Consider the following 24,881-nt stretch of genomic DNA (forward strand, 5'->3'; position numbering starts at 1 on the left):
CGCCATGTCAATGTCTGCAACGCTCGAGGACTGCCTGCGAAACAAGGGCTCCCGGTACGAAATCCTGCGCCATCCGTACAGCCATTCCAGCATGGAAACGGCGGCGGCCGCCCACATTCCCGGCGATCGTCTCGCGAAGACCGTGCTGTTCGAAGACGAGCAAGGCTATATCGCCGCCGTGCTGCCGTCGACCTATGCGGTGAGGCTATCCGAGCTTTGGTCGAAAACGGGGCGCCGCCTGTCGCTCGCCAAAGAAATCGATCTGCGTGAACTGTTCAAGGACTGCGAATACGGCGCGCTGCCGCCCGTATGCGCCGCCTATGGCATGAAAACCTATCTCGACGAAAGCCTGGCCCGTCAGCCGGACGTCTACTTCGAGGCGGGCAATCATGAGGAACTGGTGCACATGGACGCCGAGCAGTTCCTCGCGCTGATGGACAGCGCCGAGCGCGCGCATTTCGGACGCCGGATGCACGGGATGACCGTGTGAGCGCAAGCCCCTCGGGGCTGATTTCCGTTCGCCGGACGCGGCTGGCTATGGGGCCAGCCGCTGTTCGGCGTCTATCTTTTCATCGCCAGCCATACCCGTAATAGCGCGGCCGATAAACGGGCCACGACGCCGCGTACTGTGCGGGCACGACCTGCTGCACGACAGGCGGACTCACATAGACGGGCTGATAGACGGGTACGTACTGCACAGGCGGGGGCGGCTGATAAGGCTGAAAGACGACGGTGCCCGGTTCTTCGGGAGGTTCGTCGTAGGCGGGCGCCTGAGCATACATGGGCGCGGGCCGATAGCGCGGCCGCGGCGCAGGCGCGTACTGCACGGGCGCTGCTTCGTCCTCATACGCCGGCTGGGTTTGCAGCGCCTGCTGTGCTACACGCGGCTGACTGACGCGCCTCACCTGGGCGGCGTCGTCGCCGGGCGCGCCGGGCGGCAACGGCGGAGGCTGCTGCACCGACGCTTTCGACGGTTGCTTCAGCTGTTCCTTCAGCGACGCATACGTCTCGGCATCCTCCTTCGCGCGGGCGTTGTAGCCGTTGTGATAGGCATCGCTGAGATCTTTCATGCGCGCCTTGTTTTCGTCATCGGCGGTCATCTGCTCTTCGCCCGGGTCGAGCGATGCATTGCTGACGCCCCCATTGTCATAGGCCGACTTCGGTCCATCGGCCCACGCGGTAGCGGACAGCAGGGCCGGGACCAGGGTCGCGGTCAAGGCCGCGGACCCGAGCAATGTCCTGATTCTCATGGTTGTTACCTCGCCTGTGGTCGTACACGGCAAACGCAAGTCAATGCCAATGTCCCGTTATGCTCCCCGATCGCATTCCGCCTCCCTGCGGAAACATCCCGAAACGCTTCATGCTGCGCCTTCGTAGTTGCACCATCAGGGCTTCCACCAGGCGCCGGATGGCGCCTGGCTTCATCCAGACGGTCAGCATGATGTGATTTAAGTTGCCAGCATTCGCGCGCGCGAGATGCGCTATAGCACACATAGCGCTTCAGATAACCGGATGTCGAAAGCGAGGCGGGCGTGGGCGGGAAATGCGGCACGGGCGCCGCATTGCGCGGCGCAAGCCCGGAAGGAAAGATGGAGTCCGCTGCACGTTCGACGTGGCCGTGTCTTCGACAGCCGAGCCATGCCGACGCGTGCGGGCAATCAATGCGGCAAGAGGACGCCGCCGCGAGCGTCAGCGATACACAAGACCGAGCGCGGCCGTCAAACGCGCGCCAGCGCCTCGGCATCGACGATGCGGATCGTCTTGCCGTTCGCGTGGACGAGCCGCTCGCGCTGGAACTTCGAGAACATGCGGCTCACGGTTTCGAGTTTCATCCCGAGGTAGCAGCCGATTTCTTCGCGCGTCATGCGCAGATGAAATTCGGCGGCCGAGAATCCGCGCGCCTTGAAGCGCCGCGACAGATTGAGGAGGAACGTCGCGACGCGCTGCTCGGCCGTCATGGTGCCGAGCAGCATCATCTGACTCGATTCGCGCACGATCTCGCCGCTCATCATCTGATAGATGTGATGCTGCATCGGCTTCATCTCGTGGCAGAGCACTTCGAGTTGCGCGAACGGAATGATGCAGACGACGCTATCTTCGAGTGCGATCGCATCGCAGTTCTGATGGCCCGCGCAGACGCCGTCGAGGCCCAGCGACTCGCCCGCGATCTGGAAGCCCGTCACATGCTCGCGGCCATCGCGATGCATGACGACCGTCTTGAACGAGCCGGCGCGCACCGCGTAGATGCTCTGGAACGCATCGCCGGAGCGGTAGAGCGTCTCGCCGCGCTTGACGGAACGCGTCGAGCAGATGATCGAATCGAGTTTGGCCAGATCGTCGACGCTCAACTCGGGCGGCATGCAGATGGTCCGCATCGAACAGGCAGAGCAGCGGGTCGCGCGCACGGGCGCCGGCTGCACAGGCCGGATCGGCACGATCTTGGGGGCGCGCGTCATCGGGTGGTCGGATACTTGAGCGGTTGCGGCAAGCATGGTCAGCTCCTGTTCATTCACGAGCGCGCGCGGCGCGACTGTGCAATGGCCTGAATGGTGTGGCAGGCTGCATCGAATTCGGCGGTCTTGTCGAAGAAGAAATCAGCGCCTGCCGCCGCGCACGCATCGCGAAATGCGCGCGCAGTGTGGTTCGTCAAAACGATCTTGATGATGGAGGGTCGAGCGCGGGAGAGCGCTTCGATGAGCGCGAGACTGCTTCCCCCAGCGAGGCGCACGTCCATCACGACGACATCCGCGTGCGACTCCAGGATGCCTTCCAGCGCTTCGTCCGCATCTTCGCCTTCGCCGGCGATCTCGACGCCGGCAATCGCGCCGAGCAGGCACGCCAGGCGTCGCCTGACCTCGATCGCGTCGTCGACGAGATAGACCTTCGATACGGTGGTTGATGTGGCGGCATCCATGGCAATCAGTATCGACGGTCTTATCTCGAAAACATATCGGCGGCGCTTTAACCGCACCTAGGAGGTTCGGCAGGCGTTATAGGAATATTCCTACAAGCCGGATGACGTGCCCGCTCCCTCCGGTCCGCGAATCCATGCCGTCGCGATGAGCGTATGCTGGTCTGAATGGCGTTGACCTGTATCAATCGGGAATTCCGTCGCCGAAGGACACTGTCGTCGCACGTGGGCGACGTTGCCCATGTCGGGCAAGGCGTGCGCATTTCGGGGAGTTCATCATGTATCAACGGATACTGGTCGCGATCGACGGCAGTCCGAGCGCAGAACGCGCGCTGGGCGAAGCCGTCAAGCTCGCGCAACTGTCGAACGGCACGATCGAGGCGCTGTGCGTGCTGGATCGCGGCAAATGGCCCGCTGAAGCGAATCCGCTCAACGCCGAACCCGGGCCCGCCGGACTCGCGAACGATGCGGCCGCCGCGGCGCTCGCCGTAGCGGAGCGGATGTTCGAGGAAGCGGGCGTGCGCGGCAGCGTGCGGGCCATCGATGCGTATGCGGAAAACGTGTCCGCCGTGCTCGCGCGGGTCGCGGACGAATGCGAAGCCGATCTCATCGTGATGGGCACGCACGGGCGGCGCGGCGTGCAGCGTTTTCTGCTCGGCAGCGTGGCGGAATCGCTGGTCCGCTCGACGGACATACCCGTGCTGATCGTGCGCCACGATTCCTCCGAGCATTCGCCGTCGCAGGGCTGAGGCGGGCGGGTTGGCGGGCCGCGAAGCGCAGTGACACCGCGCGTACGCGATTGATCTGGATCACGCGTTCATCGGGCGAGGCGCTTAAGCTGAATGCAGATGGCGTCATCGAGAGCGCCTGAATGGAGAACCCGCCATGTCCGCGCAATGCAGGATCCTCGTGGTGTATTACTCGCGCAGCGGCACGACGCGGCGCATCGCGGAGTTGCTTGCATCCGAGCTCGGCGCCGACATCGAAGCGATACGCGAGCAGGGCGAACTTGCGGCGCGTGCGGGGGCGCGCGGCTACGTGCGTTCGCTGATCGATGTGCTGTGCCACCGGCAAGTCAAGGTGATGCCGCCCATACACGATCTGTCCGCATACGATGCCATCGTCGTCGGCTCTCCCGTGTGGGCGAGCCATGCTTCCGCGCCCGCGCTTGCGTGGCTGAAGCAACATGGCGCGGCGATCCGGCATCTCGCGCTGTTCTGCTCGCTGGGCGGGAGCGGCAGTGAGTCCGCGCTGGAACAGATGGCGAAGGCCGCGGCCAAATCGCCGCTGGCCACTTGCGCGATCACGGCTCGCGATTTGCAGCGGCGCATCGATGGCACGAAACGCCAGGGATTCGGGCAGAAGATCAGGCACAGGTTGGCGAAACTACACGAGGCCGAATGGATGACTTAGGTCGCGCATAGGGAAGCGCGCTGAATGAGCGAGCGGAGCGTTCGTCGCATTGCGTCAATTTTTGGTCCACAGGTCGTCACGTTTCAACGTCCGCGAGCACATCAAGGAGGTTCACCATGTACAAGAAGATTCTGGTTGCCGTAGACGGCAGTCACACGTCGAAAGAGGCGCTGCAGGAGGCGGTGAAAATGGCGGCGCTGACGCATGGCACCGTGCATGCCGTCTACGTCGTCGATACGACGCCGCTTTTCAGTTACGCCGGCTATTACGATCCCGTCGCGTTGACGGAGGCGCTGCGCAAGGACGGCGCCGCTGCACTCGACGGCGCCAAGACGGCGTGCAAGCAGTCCGATGTCGAATGCGCGGTCGAACTGATTGAGACGGAACACCTGAGCGACGACGTTTCGCAGACGCTGCAACGTTGCGCCGAGCGTATCGGCGCCGATCTCGTGGTGCTCGGGACGCACGGCCGCAGGGGCGTCAAGCGGATCGTGCTGGGCAGCGTCGCCGAACGCTTCGTGCGGTTCTCGCAGTGTCCCGTGCTGCTCGTTCGCGGCAGCGAAGAAGAAGCTGAAGCGTGAGAGCCCTCGTGACGGATGTGATCGCGCAAGACTGATCGCCGAAGAGACCCGCGCCCGCACGCTCCCGACTCATGGCGCCTGTTCCACTTCGGGCGCGCGGGCGAGCAGAACGGGCGTATCGGCGAGCCGCAGCGTACGAGCCGCGACGCTGCCCATAAACCAGCGCGCGAGGCCACGCCGCCCGTGCGTGCCGACGACGAGCAGATCGGCATTCCAGCGCTGCGCATCGCGCACGATCGCATGCGGCACATCGTCGTTGGCGCGATTCGTTTCGATCAAGGCCGTGTTGGCCGACCATTGATGTTCAGCGAAGATGCGCGCGGCGAGTTCCAGCACCGTTTGCCCTTCTTCGAGAAAGGCGTTTTCGAGCATATCGACGGGCGCGAAATCGAACAGGTGTACCGCGCGGTCGAGCACGTAGACAGCGCGCAATTCGGTATTCGCCGCAGCAAACTGAAGGCCCATGCGCAATGCAACGAGCGAATGCACGCTGCCATCCAGCGCGAAGACGATTCGCTCGGGACGCCTGTTGGTCGGCACGCGGCTGTTCTCGGGTACGAGCAGCAGCGAACAACCGGTGCGCTGCGTGACGGGCTCCGACACCGTTCCTTCGACCCAACGCGACAGTCCGTGATGATGCCGTGCGCCCATCACGACGAGATCCGCACGCCAGCGCGCCGCGACGTCGAGCAGCGCTTGAACCGTATCGCCATTGTGCTTCGATAGCTCGACGAGTTCGGTTTCCGGCTGGGTACCCGAAAACATCGCCTCGATTTCATGCAGCGCAGTGCGCGCGTCCTGAAGCAGTTCGTCGCGTGCGGCGGCGAGAACGTTCCGCGCCGTCGCGCCGAGTGGAAACAACGTGTGCGGACTTTGTACGACCGACACCAGCGCGATTTGCGCTTCGCCGGCGAACAGTGCATTCACATACTCGGCCGCGCGCACGGACGCCTCGGTGCCATCGACGGCCACCAGCACACGCTGAAACGCACGGCCCGGCATGGGATTCGAAGCAACGGGATCGGTCATGGCGCTCTCCGCGATGGCAAATGCAATACAGGCCGATTGTGCTACCGATCCGCGTCGCCAGGTTGATCATGTTCAACGTGCTTCCTGTTCGCATCGCGCGCCGCCTGCGGACGGATTGACTTCAGTCAAGCCGTCCAGCGTCGGGCCGCACATAGTGGAGGCATCTGCCAAGGAGAACATCATGTTCGCAATGGATGTCATGACGCCGTCGGTGATCTGCGCGCAACCGGATATGACGGTGCAAGAAGCTGCAAAACGTCTCGTCGAAAACAGGATCAGCGGCATGCCCGTCGTCGACGAAAGCGGTGCGCTCGTCGGAATCGTGAGCGAGGGAGACCTGCTGCACCGGGTTGAAACCGGCACGGAAACGAGGCGGTCGAGCTGGCTCGAACTGTTCTCGTCGACACGCAATCTTGCCAGTGCTTTCGTCAAGGAACACGGACATCTGGTGAGCGATGTGATGAGCAGCGAGGTAATCGCCGTCGATGAAAAGACGCCTGTCGGCAACATTGCCGACCTGATGGAAAAGCGCCGCATCAAGCGCGTGCCCGTGCTTCGGGACGGCAAGCTCGTCGGCATCGTGAGCCGCGCGAATCTGATCCGCGCGCTCGCGAGCGCGCCTGTGGCGGCACAGTCGGAGTCCGCGAGCAGCGACCGCGAAATCGCCGAAGCGATCGTCGCCGCGTTGCGCGACAAGCGGTGGGCGCTATCGAAGGAGAACGTGATCGTCAAGGATGGCGTCGCGCATCTGTGGGGCGTGATCCAGTCGGAAGACGAGGAGAGGGCGATTTGCATCGCCGCGCTCGAGGTCGAAGGCGTGAAGGAAGCGCGAGCGCATCTGAGTTATCCGACCGTCATGCCATTGATGTGACGAGTACGGCCTGCCACGGATTGCCACGACGCGCTTTGCCGATTGTTCGGCGATTCCTGCCAGTCAATTCGTATCGAGCCGCTTTATCGCGGGAGATGGGGTGTTTAGATTTACTCCATCGCCGGGGCGGACGGTTATCGAACCCGTCCGTCCTGCCCCTGGGTATGGCACAACTTGAAGGAAAACGATATGAGCAGGCTCGCAGGTAAGGTCGCGGTGGTCACGGGCGCATCGAAGGGTATCGGAGCGGGTATCGCCAAAGCGCTGGCGGCAGAGGGCGCTTCGGTGGTCGTGAATTACGCAAGCAGCAAGGCGGCCGCCGACGCCGTCGTCGCCGGCATCATCGCGGCAAATGGCAAGGCGGTCGCGGTTCGTGGCGACGTGTCGAAAGCAGCGGACGCGCAAGGCATTGTCGATGCCGCCATCGAAACGTATGGGCGACTCGATATCCTCGTCAACAACTCAGGCATTTACGAGTTCGCTCCGATCGAAGAGATCACGGAAGAGCATTTCCACAAGCAGTTCAATACGAACGTGCTCGGCTTGCTGCTCACGACGCAGGCGGCCGTGAAGCATCTCGGCGAAGGCGCGAGCATCATCAACGTGAGTTCGGTAGCCAGCAGCATCACGCCTCCCGAAACGGCTGTGTATAGCGGCACGAAAGGCGCCGTCGACGCGATCACGGGTGTGCTTTCGCGCGAGCTGGGTCCGAAGAAGATTCGCGTCAACGCGATCAATCCGGGCTTCGTCGTCACCGAGGGAACGCACGAGGCCGGCATCGTCGGCTCGGATTTCGAGGCGATGGCGCTCAGCCAGACGCCGCTCGGCCGTGCGGGCCAACCGGATGACATCGCATCGGTCGCCGTGTTTCTTGCCTCCGATGACGCGCGCTGGCTGACGGGCGAACATCTGATCGCAAGCGGCGGCATGCGCTGAGCGCGACTGCCGTGCATGGCCCGGCCTGGATCGGATCGCGGTCCGGCCGGGCGGCTGCATGAGCTGTCGCTTCACGCGGATCATCGAAGTAGTTTCAGGCCAAAGGACACGCACGTCCTTTGGCTTTTTAATGTTGTGTTCAAGCCATTTCGCTACGACGCCAACGCTTCGTTTCCTGAAGCGCCATCAAGACCCGCATTCGAACGAGAGCCATAAAAAAGCGCAATTGAATGTTGCAGCAAGAATCGGATGGCCGCGATGTAGGGCGCTCGATATGTTCGTATCCAGGTGAAGCAATCCTGCTTCTCCGTGATCAAGCTCAGCAAGGAGTCGAACATGTCGAAGGAAGATGACAACAAGGCGATCGTAGGCCGCTGGTTCACCCGCTTCTGGGGCGAGGCGTGCGACCTCAGCGTCGTTGACGAGATCGCCGCGCCGGACATGCTGCTCAAATATTCGCTGCACGAGCCGCGTCGTGGCCGCGAAGACATCAAGGCATTCATGACCGGTTTTCGCAACGCCTTTCCGGACCTCAATTTCTGGGGCGCCGCGGATCTCATCGCTGAAGGCGACTTCGTCGTCGGTCGTTGGGAAGGGGGCGGCACGCATACGGGCCCCGCTTTCAGCGACTTCCTCGCGGGAACGTTGCCGCAGGCATCGGGCCGCAAGATGCATTTCACGGGCACCACGGTGCTGCGCCTGAAGGACGGCAAGATCGTCGAAGAAGTCGGCCTCGATGACGGCGTGACTGCGCTTACGCAATTGGGGCTCATCAAGACCGTTTGAACGCGCGTGGCGGGGCGCCGTCGGTGTGGACCGACGGCGCGCCGCAATAAAGACGGCGCGCGCTATCTGCTTCGATGAGACAGCAAGAAACGGAGTGTGTCTGTCCGCTCGCTGCGGGAAATTTGGCATGCCTTCCTGACAGGAGTTGAACCATGCTGCCATTTCTCGCGCTTCATGCTCTCGCGGCTCAACGTGGTGATGGACTGCGCCCTGAGCTTCTTGCGTTGCTCGAACGTCAAACCAGAAACGAGGCGTGTCTTTGCGCGCGCATCGAACCCGACGATGCCTCTGTGAGCAGCGAAGAGCCCATCGATTCCGCCACGAGCGCTTCCGATAGCTGACTCACCAGCGCACGATTCCAGACTCATCTGGATCGCTGCATCTTCGAACAGCGGATACAGCGATCCACTTCCCCACCAGACTCTCATCCCTCGCGCCATCCAAAGCACCATTCGCGACGCAATTCGCACGTTTCATCGCATGCCTGTCGAACGCCATCCGTCCGCCGCGCAGACTGCCGTCATCGAGTTCGCTCATCCTGCCGCGGAGAGCCAGCATGCCTGTCATCATCGCCGTGCATGTCGCCACTGCCATCCTTTCTGTCATACTCGGAACAACCGTGCTTTTCGCCGAAAAGGGGACCGCGCGCCACAAGTGGCTCGGCCGTTTATGGGCGGTGGCGATGTTCGCGACCGCGCTCAGTTCGTTCGACATCCGCGAACTGAACCCCGGACATTTTTCGTGGGTGCACGGGCTGTCGCTGCTGACGTTCGTCAGTGTCGGGCGAGCGATCTGGGCGATACGGCAAGGCAACGTCCGCGGTCATCGGCTTGCGATGCGCGGGTCGTTCATCGGTCTCGTCGTGGCTGGACTCGCCGCGGTGGCGACGCCGCATCGTCTGCTGAATGTCATCGTGACGGGATGGTTCGCATGATTCCAGGCAGTAACGTCAAATTCCCCGATGCGTACGCCGGCGCGCCCGCTCCTGCGAAACAGCTGCTGGCCGAATATGCGCGCGAATCGGTGATCGTCGTGATCGGCAACGCAGTGATCGCGGCTGGCCTGACCGTCGTCGGCATGGGGAAAGGTTTGGCGGAAAACCTCGTCTTCAGCGAGTCGATCGGTCTGTCGATCATGCTGTTGCTCCATGCCGCGCGCTTTCGTCTCCAGCGCAGGAACGCGCTCACCGCGCCGAAGCTCGCTGTGGCGATGGCGGTCTCCATCGTCGCGGGTGCAGCAATCGGGCGGGTCATCGCGAGCACGCTGCTGGGGCTCGACATCGGCAAGGCGTTTGCGACCAAAGAGATCGCGACGACGGGCTGGATCGCGCTCGTCGCGACGCTGCTCGTCACGTGGTATGGGTGGTCGCGTGCCCGCATCGCGGGACTGAGCGAGCAGGTCGCGCGGACCGCATGGCTCCAGGAGGCCGCCGAAAAGACTGCGCTGCGCGCCCGCTTGCAGGCGTTGCAGGCACAGATCGAGCCGCACTTCCTCTTCAACACGCTCGCGACGCTCGACAGCCTGATCGTGTCCAATCCGCCGCGCGCACGCGAGCTGCTCGGCAGCCTCAACCGGTTTTTGCGGGCGACGCTGGAAGCATCGCGCACCGAAAGCGAAACGCTTGCCGATCAATTTGCGGTGCTCGAGTCGATGCTTGCCGTGCATGCGATGCGCCTCGGCCCGCGGCTCGCGTATTCGCTCGATTTGCCCGCCGATTGCGCGAGCCTTTCCGTGCCGCCGATGCTCCTGCAACCGCTCGTCGAAAACGCGTTGAAGCATGGCATTCAGGTTGCGGTCGAGGGCGGCCGGGTCGAGGTGCGGGCGAGGCACGTCGAGCCGTACGTCGAGCTCGCAGTGACCGATACGGGACCGGGCTTCGGCGCGACTCCCGCTACACAGGGCACGGGCATCGGACTCGCGAACGTGCGCGACCGGCTCGCTGCGCTGTATGGCGAACGCGCCTCGCTGACGATCATTGAAAACGCGCCGCACGGTATCGTTGCGCGAGTGCTGCTTCCGCTCGACGATGCCGAACGACGCGAGAGGGCATGAATCGATGAAGACGCGCCAGCCACGCACAGCCGCATCGAGCGGAGACGACGAGCGCCATTCGCCGGAGATGCGGCGCGCGCCGACTGCGTTGATCGCCGAAGACGAGCCGCCCATTGCCGCCGCGCTGCAACGGGAATTGACGGCGGCATGGCCCGCGTTGCGGATCGTCGCGACAGTCGATAACGGCCGCGATGCGATCGAGCGTATCGGCGCATTGCAGCCGGACATCGCGTTTCTCGACATTTCGATGCCGGGCGCGACGGGCCTCGATGTCGCGCGTGCATGCGCGGACCTCGCGTCGCCTCCGCAGATCGTGTTCGTGACGGCCTACGACCAGTACGCGCTGGACGCGTTCGATGCCGCCGCCATCGACTATCTGCTGAAACCCGTCGATGCGTCGCGGCTTGCGCGCACGGTCGAGCGTCTGCGTGCCCCGCTTGCACGCTCGCCGATGGATGCAGCGCCCGCCGCCGACGTGCACGCCGATCTGCAACGCGTGCTCGGCCAGCTGGAGCAGATCACGCGCAGTGTCCAGCTCGACAGCCGCTCGCAGGACAGCGCGCGAAGTGCGCAAAGCGCGCCGCTGCGCTATCTGCGCGCGTCGAGCGGGAGCGACATCAGGATCGTGCCGGTGGACGACGTGCTGTACTTCGAAGCCGCCGACAAATACGTCGTCGTCACGACGCGCACGGGCGAACTGCTGATTCGCACGAGCCTCAAGGAACTGTGCGCGCAACTCGACCCGGCGCGCTTCTGGCAGGTGCATCGAAGCACGGTCGTGAACGTCGATCAGGTGGAAAGCGCGACCGTCAGCACATTGGGAAAAATGTCGCTGAAGCTGCGCGGTTACGCTCGCGCAGTCGCGGTGAGCAAACAGTACGCGCATCTGTTCCGGCAGATGTGACGCCCCTGACACCACTGAAGCCGCGGCCCGATTCATGCTAAGGGCGCGCGATAGCACTTGGAAATCAGGCGTCTTTACGCACGTCGGATAGTTGCAACGGCACCCGGCGTAAGCTGGTTGCAAAGTCTCGCGTGCATTCGACCGTCCCCGCATCGGCGACGAAAGCGGATCGACGTTCTTGCCGTCGCGCCTCCCGCCATCACGCTCCGTCGACAACGACGCTCACCTGCAGCGCCGCGCTTGAGGCACTACACTTGCTCAATTGACCTGGTTGCCCGCTGCGGCACCTGTCGTGCCACAGCACACTCTGCAAAGGAGTCGTCGCTCATGTCACAAGTCACACTGAAGTCCCCGTCCGATCTCGACCAACTTGCGATCGACACGATCCGCACGCTATCGATGGACGCCGTGCAGAAGGCCAATTCCGGCCACCCCGGCACGCCGATGGCGCTCGCACCCGTCGCATTCCATCTCTGGCAGAACCATCTCCGCTACGACCCCGACGCGCCGTTGTGGCCTAACCGCGACCGCTTCGTGCTGTCGGTGGGGCATGCGTCGATGCTGCTGTATTCGCTGCTGCATCTCGCGGGCGTGAAGGCCGTCGACGAAGACGGCAAGCCGCTCGACAAGCCCGCCGTCTCGCTCGACGACATCAAGCAGTTTCGGCAGCTCGACAGTGTGACGCCGGGTCACCCGGAGTACCGGATGACGACGGGCGTCGAGACGACCACGGGTCCGCTCGGCCAGGGGCTCGGCAACAGCGTCGGCATGGCGATGGCCGCGCGCTGGCACGAAGCGCACTTCAACAAGCCGGACGCGCCGCTCTTCGACTACCGCGTCTACGCGCTGTGCGGCGACGGCGACATGATGGAAGGCGTATCGCATGAAGCCGCTTCGCTCGCAGGGCATCTGGAGCTTTCGAACCTGATCTGGATTTACGACAGCAACCGCGTGACGATCGAAGGCCACACCGATCTCGCATACAGCGACGACGTCGAGTCGCGGTTTCGCGGCTACCGCTGGCACACGCTGCACGTCGACGACGCCAACGATGCGAACGCGCTCGAAGCCGCGATCAACGAAGCGAAGGCCGTGACCGACAGGCCGACGCTGATCGTCGTGAAGAGCATCATCGGCTGGGGCGCACCGAACAAGCAGGACACGGCGTCGGCGCACGGCGAGCCGCTCGGCGAAGAGGAAATCAAACTGGCGAAGCGCGCGTACGGCTGGCCCGAGGACGCGCAGTTTCTCGTGCCCAACGGCGTGCGCGAGCACTTCGCGCAAGGCCTGGGCGCGCGCGGCAAGGCGGCGCACGACGTGTGGAAGCAGCGCTTTGACGAGTACGCGCGAAAGTATCCGCAGCTTGCGAAGGAGTTCGACCAGATGCAGGCGTCCGGGCTGCCGGACGACTGGGACGCGGACATCCCCGTGTTCGATGCGGACCCGAAGGGCATGGCCACGCGCGAGTCGTCGGGCAAGGTGCTCAATGCAATTGCGCAGCGCGTTCCGTGGATGATCGGCGGCGCGGCGGACCTCGCGCCGTCGACCAAGACCAACCTGAAGTTCGAAGGCGCGGGCAGCTTCGAGCATGACAACTACGGCGGGCGCAATCTGCACTTCGGCATCCGCGAGCACGGCATGGGGGCCGTGGCGAACGGTCTCGCGCTGTCGGGCTTGAGGCCGTTCGCGTCGACGTTCCTGATCTTCAGCGATTACATGAAGCCGCCGATCCGCCTCTCGGCGATCATGGAAGTGCCTGTGATCTATGTGTTCACGCACGATTCGATCGGCGTCGGCGAAGATGGCCCGACGCACCAGCCGATCGAACAGCTCGCGTCGTTGCGCGGCGTTCCCGGCTTGACGACGCTGCGTCCCGCCGACGCGAACGAAGTCGCCGAGGCCTGGCGCGTCGCGCTCTCGCATCCGCACGTGCCCGCGTGCATCGTCGTGACGCGCCAGCCGCTGCCGACTTTCGACCGCAAGAAGTATGCAGCCGCCGAGGGGGTGCGCCGTGGCGCCTACGTGCTCGCCGACGTGCCGGCCGGCAAGAAGCCCGATGTGCTTCTGCTCGCGACGGGCAGCGAAGTGTCGCTGTGCGTCGATGCATACGAGGCGCTGAAAGGCGAGGGCATCAACGCGCGCGTCGTGTCGATGCCGTCGTGGGACGTGTTCGAGCGGCAGGACCACGCGTACAAGGACTCGGTGCTGCCGCCCGATGTGCACGCGCGCGTGGCCGTCGAGCAGGCGGCGACGCTCGGCTGGGACCGCTACGTCGGCCGTCTCGGCTCGCAGATCGTGATGCATACGTTCGGCGCGTCGGCGCCCCTCAAGGCGCTGAAGACGAAGTTCGGCTTCACGCCGGAGCGTGTCGCGGACGAAGCGAAGAAGCAGATCGCGCGTTGCAAGTCGGGCAACGTCAAGGAGTGACACATCATGCAGATCGGCATCGTGGGACTGGGCCGCATGGGCGGCAACATCGGCAGGCGGCTGATGCGCGGCGGTCATCAGTGCATCGTCTACGATCACAATCCGCAAGCGACGGAAGCGCTCGCGAAAGAGGGCGCAACGGGCGCACGCGACCTGGGCGATCTCGTCGCGAAGCTCGATGCGCCGCGCGTCGTGTGGCTGATGCTGCCCGCGGGCAAGATCACCGAGGACACGCTCGCGGACTTGCAGCGCATCCTCACGGCCGACGATGTTGTGATCGACGGCGGCAACAGCTTCTACAAGGACGATATCCGCCGCGCCGCGCAGCTTCGCGAGGCGGGGGTGCATTACGTGGATGTGGGCACGTCGGGCGGCGTCTGGGGACTGGAGCGCGGCTATTGCATGATGATCGGCGGCGACGATGCGATCGTGCGGCGCATCGATCCGATCCTCTCCGTGCTGGCGCCCGGGCGCGGCGAGATTCCCGTCACGCCCCATCGCGACGGACGCGACGCGCGCGTCGAGAACGGCTACATGCATACGGGCCCTGTCGGCTCCGGACACTTCGTGAAGATGGTGCACAACGGCATCGAGTACGGGCTGATGCAGGCGTATGCCGAAGGGTTTCATATCCTGAAGCACAAAGATTTGCCTGAGTTACCCGAAGAAGAGCGCTACACGCTCGATCTCGCCGACGTCGCCGAAGTGTGGCGGCGCGGCAGCGTGGTATCGTCGTGGCTGCTGGATCTCACGGCGGGCGCGCTCGCGCAGGACGGCCAGCTCGATGGCTTCTCGACGGAAGTCGCGGACAGCGGAGAAGGGCGCTGGACCATCGAAGCCGCAATCGAAGAAGCGGTGCCTGCGCAGGTGTTGTCGGCGGCGCTCTATACGCGCTTCCGCTCGCGCGACGCCGAGTCGTTCCCCGAACGCATGCTGTCCGCGATGCGATTCGGCTTTGGCGGGCACAAGGAATTTCCCGTCAAATGAGCAGCAGCGGCAGGTGAATGTGAAGCTGTGATGCGAAGCCCGCGATACCTGTCGCGGGCTTTTGCTTCGCTTCCTTTCTCTCCATCGCCGACAATCGCCGCGATAGTTCCGTGCTCGCGGAACTGGAAACAGGCGGCGCCATCAAGATCGTCGGTGCGACGTACAACCTCGAAACAGGCGCGGCCGAGAGTTATTCGAGTGATCGGCAACGGCCAGATCAAGTGGGAGATCGACAATCTCCCAGCGCCTGCACGCGCCCGACTATCGGCTGCCGCGATGATTTGAATTCGAAATCGCGATTTTTATTTTGCACCACGCGCTCTTAGCATTGACAGGGTAGTGAATCCGGCAACGGGTACAGCGGCTGTCGTCATTGCGCGTTCGTCTTCGTGTTTCGCGCCGTTGCCACCGGGCAATCACAGGGAGGCATCGATGGAGCACAAAGCTCGCACCCAGAACGAAAAGCTCGAAGTCAAGACGACGACCTGCTACATGTGCGCGTGCCGATGCGGCATCCGCGTGCATCTGCGCGATGGCGAGGTGCGCTACATCGACGGCAACCCGGACCATCCGCTCAACCAGGGCGTGATCTGCGCGAAGGGCTCGTCGGGCATCATGAAGCAGTACTCGCCCGCGCGCCTCACGCAACCGCTGCTGCGCAAACGGGACGCGCCACGCGGCAGCGCGCAGTTCGAGCCCGTCTCGTGGGACGTCGCGTTCGACATGCTCGAAAAGCGTCTCGCCCATTTGCGCGCGACCGACCCCAAAAAGTTCGCGCTCTTCACCGGACGCGATCAGATGCAGGCGCTGACGGGTCTGTTCGCGAAGCAGTTCGGCACGCCAAACTATGCGGCGCACGGCGGCTTCTGCTCGGCGAACATGGCGGCGGGCATGATCTATACGATGGGCGGCTCGTTCTGGGAATTCGGCGGCCCCGATCTCGATCGCGCGAAGCTGTTCTTCATGATCGGCACGGCCGAGGACCATCACTCGAATCCGTTGAAGATCGCGATCTCGAAGTTCAAGCGCGCGGGCGGCCGCTTCATTGCGATCAATCCGATCCGCACCGGCTATGCGGCAATTGCCGACGAGTGGGTGCCGATCCGCCCCGGCACGGATGGCGCGCTCTTCATGGCGCTGATGCGCGAGCTGATCGAAAGCAATGCATATGATCGCGAGTTCGTCGAGCGCTATACGAATGCAGGCGAACTGCTGGACATGCGTCCCGATAGCGACACGCAGGGTCTGTTCGTGCGCGACGAAGCGGCCGACGTGAGCAATCCTCTCTTTCCGCAGAATCATATGTGGTGGGACCCCGCGAGCCAGCGCGCCGTGCTGCACCACACGCCGGGCGTGCGGCCCGCGCTCGAAGGACGCTATACGCTCGCGGACGGCACGCCCGTTGCGCCGTCGTTCGAACTGCTGCGCGAGCAGGTGGCCGATTGCACGCCGGAATGGGCGTCGGAGATCACAGGCATTCCCGCCGATACGATTCGCCGTCTTGCGCGCGAAATGGCCGATGTCGCGCGCGATCACAAGATCACGCTGCCGATCCGATGGACCGACGCATGGGGCGAAACGCACGAGAGCGTGACGGGCGCGCCGATCGCTTTTCACGCGATGCGCGGGCTCGCCGCGCACTCGAATGGCTTTCAGTCGATACGCGCATTGGCCGTGCTGATGTCGCTGCTCGGCACGATCGACCGGCCGGGCGGCTTCCGGCACAAGTCGCCGTATCCGCGCGCCGTGCCGCCGTCGGCGAAACCGCCGAACAGCCCCGACGACGTGAAGCCGAATACGCCGCTTTCGAACGGTCCGCTCGGCTGGCCTGCCGCGCCCGAGGACCTGTTCATCGACGACAGCGGCGGACCTGTGCGTATCGACAAGGCGTTCTCGTGGGAATATCCGCTCGCCGTGCATGGCCTGATGCATAGCGTGATCACGAACGCGTGGCGCGGCGATCCGTATCCGATCGACACGCTGTTGATTTTCATGGCCAACATGGCATGGAACTCGTCGATGAATACCGTCGAAGTCCGCAAGATGCTCGCGGACAGGCACGACAATGGCGAGTACAAGATTCCGTTCATCGTCGTGTGCGATGCGTTCCAGTCGGAGATGACGGCGTTCGCCGATCTGATCCTGCCCGATACGACTTACCTCGAACGCCACGACGCGATGTCGATGCTCGACAGGCCGATTTCCGAGTTCGACGGCCCCGTCGATTCGGTGCGCGTGCCCGTCGTGCCGCCGACGGGCGAATGCAAGCCGTTCCAGGAAGTGCTCGTCGAACTGGCGAGCCGCCTGAAGTTCCCCGCGTTCACGACGCCGGAAGGCAAGCGCAAGTATCGCGACTATCCGGACTTCATCGTCAATCACCAGACGGCACCGGGCTCGGGCGTGGGCTTTCTGATCGGATGGCGCGGCAAGGACGGCGACAAGGCGCTCGTCGGCGAACCGAATCCGCGGCAGTGGGAAGAGTACGCGAAGCACAACTGCGTCTATCACTACACGCTGCCCGAGTCGATGCAGTACATGCGCAACTGCAACGGGCCGTATCTGGAGTTCGCGGTCGAGAAGGGCTTTCGCAAGTTCAACGAGCCGATCGTGATCGCGCTCTACTCGGACGTGATGCAGAAGTTCAGGCTCGCTGCGCGGGGAAAAACAAAGGGGCGCCAGCCGCCGGATCATTTGCGCGCGCGCATCGAGCAGTATTTCGATCCGCTGCCGTTCTGGTATCCGCCGCTCGAACACGACACGACGGATCACGCACAGTATCCGCTCGCGGCCGTCACGCAGCGGCCGATGGCGATGTATCACTCGTGGGACTCGCAGAATGCGTGGCTGCGTCAGATACATGGCGAGAACTATCTGTACATGAATCCGCGCACGGCAGCGGCGCAAGGCATCGACGACGGCGGCTGGATCTACGTCGAATCGCAATGGGGCAAGGTGCGCTGCCTTGCGCGCTACAGCGAAGCCGTCGAGCCGGGCACCGTGTGGACATGGAATGCGATCGGCAAGTCGGCGGGCGCGTGGAATCTCGGGCCCGACGCAAACGAATCGCAGCGCGGCTTTTTGCTGAACCATCTGATCGCGGACGAGATTCCCGTCAACAGTGCGAATCACCCGCGCACGTCGAACTCCGATCCCATCACGGGCCAGGCCGCGTGGTACGACGTGCGCGTGCGCATCTATCCGGCCGAAGCGGACGCCGATCATACGCTGCCGCAGTTCGCGCCGATGCCTGCGCTGCCGGGCGTCGTCGGCGGAGCAGCGGGCGGCATGATTCATCGCATCGTGCAGACGTATTTCGCAGGACGCGGCGAGTTCGCCGCGCGTCTGCGCAAGGCGGCCGAGCGCGACTGAGTGGAACTGAGTGCAACTGGAACGGAGAGCATCGATGACACAGATGGCGCTCGTAATCGATCTGAACGTCTGCGTGGGTTGCCACGCATGCGTGACGAGCTGCAAGGAGTGGAACACGTCGGGTGAGGCGGGCAGCCTGGCCGATCATCGTCCGTACGACGCCGATCCGTCGGGCACGTTCTTCAACCGCGTGCAGACGTTCGAAGCCGGCGAGTTTCCGCTCGCCGACACCATTCACTTCCCGAAGTCGTGCCTGCACTGCGAGGACCCGCCGTGCGTGCCCGTCTGTCCGACGGGGGCGAGCTACAAGCGCAAGGAAGACGGCCTCGTGCTGGTCGACTACGACCGCTGCATTGGCTGCAAGTATTGCGCGTGGGCCTGCCCATACGGCGCGCGCGAAATCGACGAAGAGCGCAAGGAGATGACGAAGTGCACGCTCTGCGCGGACCGCATCTACAACGAAGCGCTGCCCGAGCGCGACCGCAAGCCCGCGTGCGTGCTCGCGTGCCCGACATCGGCGCGACTCTTCGGCGACATTCACGATCCGGAGTCCGTCGTATCGAAGGCGATTCGCGAGCGCGGCGGCTATCAGCTGATGCCCGAATGGGGCACGCGGCCGTCGAATCACTATCTGCCGCGCCAGAAAGTGACGTCGTGCGGCAGCGGCGCGTGTTCGTGCAAGACATCCGATGGCGATGAAGCGGCGTCCGTCGAAACGCAGGCGGAACGCGGCGAGCTTCATCTTGCGTCGATTGCGACGCGCGTGTGAGTGAACGGATCGAAAACGGGAGAACGGAATGAATCCGGCATTTTCAGTGGTGTTCCTCACGACGCTGAGCGGCGCGGGCCAGGGGCTGCTGATCGCGCTCGTCGGCGTCGAGGTGGCGTCGCGGCTCGGCTTCGGCGATGCGGCTGCCGTGCCGCAGCTGTTCTATGTCGTCGGCGCTGCGCTCTCATGCGTGCTTGGCGCGCTGGGGCTGCTTGCGTCGTTTTTTCATCTGGGCCATCCCGAGCGCGCGTGGCGCGCGATCGCAATGTGGCGCACGTCGTGGCTGTCGAGAGAATGTCTGTGCCTGCCTGCGTTCCTTGCGTGCACGTTCGCTTACGGCGTCGCGCATGCGTTCGCATCGCCTTATACGCTTTATGTTGGCGCGATCGCGGTGGTGGCTAGCGGGCTGCTGTTCATCTGCACGGCGATGATCTACGCGTGCCTGCGCTTCCTGCAGGAATGGGCGACGCCGCTGACGCTCGTGAATTTTGTGCTGCTGGGCAGCGCATCGGGCTTTACGCTCGCAACGGCGTGTGCCGCGTGGTTCGCTCCTGCGCTGATCGGGCCACTCGCCGTGGGCGCATGCGGGTTGACGGTTGCGGGATGCGCGTCGCGCGTCGCATCGTTGATGCGCAATGCGCGGCTCAAACCGAAATCGACGGTGCAAAGCGCGACGGGCATTCGCGGCGCGCGCGTCGAGCAGAAATCGCGGGGCTTCACGGCGGGCGCGTTCAATCTGCGCGAGTTCTTCCATGGCAAGACGCCGCAGACGTTGAAGCGCATCAAGTGGACGTTTCTGATCGCTGCGTTCGCCGTGCCGTTCTGCCTGATCGTGTCGGGCGGAAGCGTGCGCTCGGTCGGGCTTTCGTTCGTGCTGCTGTGCGCGGCGTCGGTGATCCAGTACGCGGGGCTCGTCGCCGAGCGGTGGTTCTTCTTCGCGGAAGCGCGGCATCCGCAGAATCTTTATTATCGGCAGGCGTAGCGCCTCGACGCCTCTACACGTGGCTCGCCTGCACGCGCTCGGCCAGCTTGGCGTCGTAGCTCGAATGAATGTGCACGCGCTTTTTGTCCGGGAACGCGTAGTTGTACGCCTTGCGCAGCGCGAGCGATGCCTCGTGGAATCCGGAGAGGATCAGCTTCTGTTTGTTCGGATAGCCCGCGATATCGCCCGCAGCGAAGATGCCGGGGCACGAGCTTTCGTAGTTCGACGTATCGACGACGATGCGCCCCGCCTGTATGTCGATCCCCCACTTCGCAATCGGGCCGAGATCGGCGACGAGCCCGTATAGCACGAGCAACTGGTCCGCATCGAGTTGCATCGAGCTGCCGACCTGGCGAATCTCGATCGATTCGAGTGTCCCGTCGGGCGCATTCAACGCCGCGATCGATCCGACTATGAAGTCCATTTCGCCCGCTTCGACCGACTGGCGCATTTTGGTCACGCTCGAATCCGTCGCGCTGAAGCCATTGCGACGGTGCACGAGCGTCACGCGCTTCGCGACGGAACGCAGCGCCAGCGCCCAGTCGAGCGCCGAGTCGCCGCCGCCTGCAACCACCACGTTCTTGCCGGCAAAATCGCTCTGCTTGCGAACGCTGTAGTGCACGTGACGATCTTCGAGCGGCGGGGCTTCGTCGAGCGTCAACCGTTGCGGCACGAATGAGCCATTGCCGGCCGCGATCAGAATAGCGGCGGCGTCGAACGTCAGTCCTTTGTCCGTGCGGGCGCGCCAGTGTCCGTTATCGAGGCGCTCGACCGACTCGATGCACTGGCCGAGATGCATCGGCGGATCGAACGGGCGGCATTGCTCGATGAGCCGCTCGACGAGGTCGCGCGCGGTGCAGATGGGTATTGCCGGGATGTCGTAGATCGGCTTGTCGGGATACAGTTCGATGCACTGTCCGCCTATGCGTTCGATCGTGTCCACGATGCGGCACGAGAGGCCGATCACGCCTGCCTCGAATGCAGCGAAGAGGCCGACAGGTCCCGCGCCGACGATCAGTACATCGGTGCTCAAGGGGGCGTCTGTCTGCGATGTCATGCGTGCTCCTCATGCGTGTCGTCGGTCATTCATGCTTTCACGATACAGACAGGAGGACGCCTCGGCAACGAAGTCATCACGGCGGGCATGGATAAGCACGTTCTTCCATTCATGCTCTCGAAGGCCGTCACCCGTGCGAGCGATCATGCCTTCCATGTGCGCCGCTAAAGGAATCGCGCTACTCGATCTTCCACTTGATCGAGCATCCGAACGCCGGATTCTGCGTGTCGGGGCCGACGCCTGTCTGCGCGATCTGCTGCATCGCTTCGAACAGTTCGCGGCGCGCGCCCGCAACGGGTTCCTTGCGCGAAGCGTCGAGCCTGCCGCGATAGCGCAATACCAGACTGGCGTCGAAGCCATAGAACTCCGGCGTGCAGACGGCGTCATAGGCCCGCGCGATCTGCTGTGTCTCGTCGTACAGATACGGGAACGGCAACTGCAACTGGGACGCGAGTTCGACCATGCGCTCGAACGAATCTTCCGGATACGCGACGCCGTCGTTCGAGTTGATACCCACCGTGCCGATACCCAGTGCCGCCAGTTCGCGCGAATCGCTCACGATGCGCGGCAAGACGGCCTTCACATACGGACAATGGTTGCACATGAAGATCACGACAAGTCCCTTCGGGCCGCGCACGTCGTCGAGCGTGTAAGTCTTGCCGTCCGTTGCGGGCAGCGAGAACGCGGGCGCGGCAACGCCGAGTTCGCCTGCGGGAGATTCGGTAGCCATCGGTCACTCCTTGAATGATGAGGTCCAACACATGTTCGTGCATTCTGCGGCTTGCGGCAGTCGAAACGGGCAGTCGAAACAGGCAGTCGAAACGCTAACGCGCGATCACGGCCGCAATATCTTCGACGACGCTCGCGGCCACAGGTTCTTCATCGGGCGCAACATGCGAGAGCTTCATCAGGCGCGGTTGCAGCAGCAGCGCGACGAGCCCGCTCCACCCCGTCTGATGCGAAGCGCCGATGCCACGCCCATTGTCGCCGTGAAAGTACTCATGGAACAGGATGAGATCCCGCGAATGCGGATCGGCTTGCAGCATCGGATAGGCCGACATCACGGGCCGCACGCCTTGTGCATCTTTCATGAAGAGCGTGGCGATGCGGCGCGCGAGATCGTCGGCGATCTCGCTCAGCGAAAGTTGGCGGCCCGAGCCCGTCGGATATTCGATCCGAAACTCATCGCCGTAGTAGCGATGAAACTCGTACAGCGATTCGATCAGCAAATAGTTGACGGGCATCCACACCGGCCCGCGCCAGTTCGAATTGCCGCCGAATACGCGCGAATCCGATTCGCCCGGCTGATACTGGATGCAGACGCTCACGCCGTCGCGATCGAACAGGTACGGCTCGTCGAGATGAAAGCGCGACAGCGCCCGCACGCCATGATCGGAGAGAAACTCGGCTTCGTCGAGCGCGCGGCGCAGCAGCGCCTTCATTCGATGTCCGCGCAACAACGACAGCAGCGTCGTGTTGCCCTTGCCGGGTTCTGTCCAGCGCGACACGAGCTTCGCGAGATTCGGCCGGTGATCGAGAAACCATGCGAGCCGTTCGCGCAGTCCGGGCAAATGACCATGCACGCGTTCTTCGAGCACGTGCACGGCGAAGAGGGGAATCAGCCCGACGATCGAACGGATGCGCATCGGCACGCGGGTTCCGTCCGGAAGGTGCAGCACGTCGTAGAAGAACTCGTCCTCGTTGTCCCATAGGCCCGTGTTGCATCCTTCGTTGCAACTGACGGCTTCCGCGATATACAGAAAGTGCTCGAAGAACTTCACCGCGATCTCGACGTATGAGTCGTTCGTCATCGCGAGTTCGAGCCCGATCTGCATCAGGTCGAGCGCATACGAGGCCATCCATGCGGTGCCGTCGGCCTGATCGATGCGGCCGCCCGTCGGCAGCGGCGAAGAGCGGTCGAAGATGCCGATGTTGTCGAGCCCGAGAAAGCCGCCCTGAAAGATGTTGCGGTCGTCGGCGTCCTTGCGGTTGACCCACCACGAGAAATTCAGCAGCAGCTTGTGGAACATCACTTCGAGAAACGCGTGATCGCCGACGCCCGTCAATTCGCGGTCGAGTTCATACACGCGCCACGTTGCCCATGCATGAACGGGCGGATTCGCATCGCCGAACGCCCACTCGTACGCGGGCAGCTGCCCGTTCGGATGCATGTAGCGCTCCTTCACGAGCAGCAGCAATTGCTTCTTCGCGAAGTCGGGGTCGATCGTCGCGAACGCGGCGGCGTGAAACGCGAGATCCCATGATGCGTACCACGGATACTCCCACTTGTCGGGCATCGACACGATGTCGCCGTTGCACATGTGCCGCCAGTCCGCATTGCGGCCGTGCCTGCGCGGTTTCGGCGGCGTCGGCTGGCCGGGGTCGCCGTCGTGCCAGCGCGTCACGTCGAACTGGTAGTACTGCTTGCTCCACAACATGCCGGCCAGCGCCTGACGCTGCACGAGCCGCGCGTCGGCATCGTCGATGTCGTGCTGAAGCGCCGCATAGAACTCGTCGGCCTCCGCTTGCCGGCGCGCGAAGAGGGCGCCCATGTCGTGCGGCAAGGTGTCGCGCGCGGCTTCGGGACGCCAGCGCAAATACAGCACCGAGCATTCGTGAGGCTCGAATTGCAGATACACGTGCGCCGCGGCGCGCGTGCCCTTGTCTCGTCGGATGGCCTGTTCATCGTCCGCGATGAGATAGTCGTTGAAGCCGTCCTTGAACGGTCCCGCTCCATCGATGCCGAAGATGCGGCGCACATTTGTTTCGTTTTCGCAGAAGAGCCATTCGACGGGCTGTTGCGCCGAAGCCGTCACGATCATGGTGCCCGTCGATGGGTTGTGCGCGACGACGCGCGCGCCATCGTCCGCATCGGGCTGTAGCACGAGCGACGGCTTGCCGGATTTGCTGGACCACGCCCATCTGTTGCGCGCCCAGAACTGCGGCAGCACATGAAGCGTCGCGCGCCGCGATGCGCGGTTCTCGACGGTCACGCGCATCACGATATCGTCGGGCGTGTGCTTCGCGTACTCGACGAATACGTCGAAGTAGCGGTTATCGTCGAACACGCCCGTATCGAGGATTTCATATTCGGGCTGATCGGCGCCGCGCCGCGCATTTTCGTCGATCAGATCCTGATACGGGTACGCGTCGTGAGGGTACTTGTACAGCATCTTCATGTACGAATGCGTCGGCGTGCCGTCGAGGTAGAAGTAAAGCTCCTTCACGTCCTCGCCGTGATTGCCTTGCGCGTTCGTCAATCCGAACAGGCGTTCCTTGATGATGGGATCGTGCCCGTTCCACAGCGCGAGCGAGATGCACCAGTCGAGCGGGTCGTTGCCGAATCCCGCGATGCCGTCCTCGCCCCAGCGGTACATGCGGCTGCGCGCATGATCGTGCGGAAAGTAGTCCCACGCCGTGCCGTATTCGCTGTAGTCTTCGCGGACCGTACCCCATTGGCGCTCGCTCAGATACGGTCCCCAGCGGCGCCATCGGTCGAGTTCCGGACCATGTAGACGCGAGCCTTCCTTCGATTGCAGCAGATTGATTGCGCGTAGCGGTGGCATGGAACCTCCCGGCCCGAATCGACCCTGCGATACGATCAGTGTGTGAGCGTCTGTGCTTTTGCGTCGCGAGCGGCGCGGGCGCGGCAGGCATCTTCAGACGCGCGCAATGGACCGTCGCCAGACGGCAACCTTGATGATAGGCGTCCCGTGCCTGCATGGCGACCCATCGGCCGGCCTCGTACGGCATACTTGAGCGAATGCTACGGTGCGGAAGCTGGCGACAGCGGGACTTCTGCGGCAA

General features: G+C 63.6%; 23 protein-coding genes. 15 read left to right on the forward strand and 8 right to left on the reverse strand.

The genetic code is table 11. The features are described from left to right. Window positions 1–4: 4 nt before the first annotated feature. The gene (locus tag GCT13_RS15685; protein ID WP_152759568.1) at window positions 5–490 is read left to right on the forward strand and encodes an aminoacyl-tRNA deacylase; all 486 of its coding nucleotides are present in this window, start codon (window positions 5–7) and stop codon (window positions 488–490) included. 79 nt (window positions 491–569) lie between these two features. On the opposite strand, the gene GCT13_RS15690 is transcribed toward GCT13_RS15685, so the two are convergent. The 3 genes from GCT13_RS15690 to GCT13_RS15700 all read right to left on the reverse strand — a co-directional run bounded on the left by GCT13_RS15690 (window position 570) and on the right by GCT13_RS15700 (window position 2,914). Next, window positions 570–1,250 (reverse strand): hypothetical protein, encoded by a 681-nt coding sequence (locus tag GCT13_RS15690; RefSeq protein WP_152759570.1) that lies wholly within the window; start codon window positions 1,248–1,250, stop codon window positions 570–572. Between the two features lie 468 nt (window positions 1,251–1,718). Then, the gene (gene fnr / locus GCT13_RS15695) at window positions 1,719–2,492 is read right to left on the reverse strand and encodes a fumarate/nitrate reduction transcriptional regulator Fnr (protein WP_152759572.1); all 774 of its coding nucleotides are present in this window, start codon (window positions 2,490–2,492) and stop codon (window positions 1,719–1,721) included. 17 nt (window positions 2,493–2,509) lie between these two features. After that, window positions 2,510–2,914, reverse strand: coding sequence for a response regulator (locus GCT13_RS15700; RefSeq protein WP_152759574.1), 405 nt, complete (start codon window positions 2,912–2,914; stop codon window positions 2,510–2,512). 275 nt (window positions 2,915–3,189) lie between these two features. On the opposite strand from GCT13_RS15700, the gene GCT13_RS15705 reads away from it, so the two are divergent. From GCT13_RS15705 to GCT13_RS15715, 3 genes are all read left to right on the forward strand, one after another. Further along, window positions 3,190–3,660 (forward strand): universal stress protein, encoded by a 471-nt coding sequence (locus tag GCT13_RS15705; protein ID WP_152759576.1) that lies wholly within the window; start codon window positions 3,190–3,192, stop codon window positions 3,658–3,660. Window positions 3,661–3,796: 136 nt separating this feature from the next. Beyond that, a complete protein-coding gene (locus tag GCT13_RS15710; protein ID WP_152759579.1) occupies window positions 3,797–4,324 on the forward strand; it encodes a flavodoxin family protein in 528 nt (175 codons plus the stop codon). Window positions 4,325–4,440: 116 nt separating this feature from the next. After that, window positions 4,441–4,905, forward strand: coding sequence for a universal stress protein (locus tag GCT13_RS15715; RefSeq protein ID WP_152759581.1), 465 nt, complete (start codon window positions 4,441–4,443; stop codon window positions 4,903–4,905). Window positions 4,906–4,974: 69 nt separating this feature from the next. Here GCT13_RS15715 and GCT13_RS15720 read toward each other — a convergent pair whose 3' ends face one another. Next, entirely contained in the window at window positions 4,975–5,934 is a 960-nt protein-coding gene (locus tag GCT13_RS15720; protein ID WP_152759583.1) for a universal stress protein, read from the reverse strand. 181 nt (window positions 5,935–6,115) lie between these two features. Between GCT13_RS15720 and GCT13_RS15725 the strand changes: the two genes are divergently transcribed. From GCT13_RS15725 to GCT13_RS15735, 3 genes are all read left to right on the forward strand, one after another. Continuing rightward, window positions 6,116–6,805: a CBS domain-containing protein gene (locus tag GCT13_RS15725; RefSeq protein ID WP_152759585.1), complete on the forward strand. Its 690-nt coding sequence runs from the start codon at window positions 6,116–6,118 to the stop codon at window positions 6,803–6,805. Between the two features lie 189 nt (window positions 6,806–6,994). Continuing rightward, entirely contained in the window at window positions 6,995–7,741 is a 747-nt protein-coding gene (locus GCT13_RS15730) for an SDR family NAD(P)-dependent oxidoreductase (RefSeq protein ID WP_152759587.1), read from the forward strand. A 336-nt stretch (window positions 7,742–8,077) separates the two neighbouring features. After that, window positions 8,078–8,527 (forward strand): ester cyclase, encoded by a 450-nt coding sequence (locus GCT13_RS15735; RefSeq protein WP_152759589.1) that lies wholly within the window; start codon window positions 8,078–8,080, stop codon window positions 8,525–8,527. Between the two features lie 342 nt (window positions 8,528–8,869). Here the strand turns inward: GCT13_RS15735 and GCT13_RS49260 are convergent, their stop codons facing one another. Beyond that, window positions 8,870–9,064 carry a hypothetical protein gene (locus tag GCT13_RS49260; RefSeq protein ID WP_152759593.1) on the reverse strand — a complete coding sequence of 65 codons (195 nt, stop codon included), beginning with the start codon at window positions 9,062–9,064 and terminating at the stop codon, window positions 8,870–8,872. 19 nt (window positions 9,065–9,083) lie between these two features. Here GCT13_RS49260 and GCT13_RS15750 point away from each other — a divergent pair, with 19 nt between their 5' ends. From GCT13_RS15750 to GCT13_RS15785, 8 genes are all read left to right on the forward strand, one after another. Continuing rightward, the gene (locus tag GCT13_RS15750) at window positions 9,084–9,461 is read left to right on the forward strand and encodes a DUF2306 domain-containing protein (RefSeq protein ID WP_152759595.1); all 378 of its coding nucleotides are present in this window, start codon (window positions 9,084–9,086) and stop codon (window positions 9,459–9,461) included. Then, window positions 9,458–10,579 (forward strand): sensor histidine kinase, encoded by a 1,122-nt coding sequence (locus tag GCT13_RS15755; protein WP_193727678.1) that lies wholly within the window; start codon window positions 9,458–9,460, stop codon window positions 10,577–10,579. Before GCT13_RS15750 ends, GCT13_RS15755 begins: the two co-directional genes overlap by 4 nt. A 67-nt stretch (window positions 10,580–10,646) precedes the next feature. Further along, entirely contained in the window at window positions 10,647–11,483 is an 837-nt protein-coding gene (locus GCT13_RS15760; protein WP_227746867.1) for a LytR/AlgR family response regulator transcription factor, read from the forward strand. A gap of 327 nt (window positions 11,484–11,810) precedes the next feature. Then, complete coding sequence (gene tkt / locus GCT13_RS15765; RefSeq protein ID WP_152759602.1) at window positions 11,811–13,910, forward strand: transketolase; 2,100 nt, start codon at window positions 11,811–11,813, stop codon at window positions 13,908–13,910. Between the two features lie 6 nt (window positions 13,911–13,916). Continuing rightward, window positions 13,917–14,897, forward strand: coding sequence for a phosphogluconate dehydrogenase (NAD(+)-dependent, decarboxylating) (gene gnd, locus GCT13_RS15770; RefSeq protein WP_152759604.1), 981 nt, complete (start codon window positions 13,917–13,919; stop codon window positions 14,895–14,897). Between the two features lie 432 nt (window positions 14,898–15,329). Next, the gene (locus GCT13_RS15775) at window positions 15,330–18,266 is read left to right on the forward strand and encodes a molybdopterin oxidoreductase family protein (protein WP_152759606.1); all 2,937 of its coding nucleotides are present in this window, start codon (window positions 15,330–15,332) and stop codon (window positions 18,264–18,266) included. A gap of 34 nt (window positions 18,267–18,300) precedes the next feature. Next, window positions 18,301–19,035 (forward strand): 4Fe-4S dicluster domain-containing protein, encoded by a 735-nt coding sequence (locus GCT13_RS15780; RefSeq protein ID WP_152759608.1) that lies wholly within the window; start codon window positions 18,301–18,303, stop codon window positions 19,033–19,035. Window positions 19,036–19,063: 28 nt separating this feature from the next. Continuing rightward, a complete protein-coding gene (locus tag GCT13_RS15785) occupies window positions 19,064–20,017 on the forward strand; it encodes a dimethyl sulfoxide reductase anchor subunit family protein (RefSeq protein ID WP_152759611.1) in 954 nt (317 codons plus the stop codon). 13 nt (window positions 20,018–20,030) lie between these two features. On the opposite strand, the gene GCT13_RS15790 is transcribed toward GCT13_RS15785, so the two are convergent. From GCT13_RS15790 to GCT13_RS15800, 3 genes are all read right to left on the reverse strand, one after another. Next, window positions 20,031–21,074 (reverse strand): NAD(P)/FAD-dependent oxidoreductase, encoded by a 1,044-nt coding sequence (locus GCT13_RS15790; RefSeq protein WP_152759613.1) that lies wholly within the window; start codon window positions 21,072–21,074, stop codon window positions 20,031–20,033. 178 nt (window positions 21,075–21,252) lie between these two features. Then, a complete protein-coding gene (locus tag GCT13_RS15795) occupies window positions 21,253–21,804 on the reverse strand; it encodes a thioredoxin family protein (protein ID WP_152759615.1) in 552 nt (183 codons plus the stop codon). Between the two features lie 94 nt (window positions 21,805–21,898). Next, window positions 21,899–24,640: an MGH1-like glycoside hydrolase domain-containing protein gene (locus GCT13_RS15800; RefSeq protein ID WP_152759617.1), complete on the reverse strand. Its 2,742-nt coding sequence runs from the start codon at window positions 24,638–24,640 to the stop codon at window positions 21,899–21,901. Between the last annotated feature and the right edge of the window lie 241 nt (window positions 24,641–24,881).

This window comes from Paraburkholderia franconis, assembly GCF_009362735.1.
Lineage (GTDB): Bacteria > Pseudomonadota > Gammaproteobacteria > Burkholderiales > Burkholderiaceae > Paraburkholderia > Paraburkholderia franconis.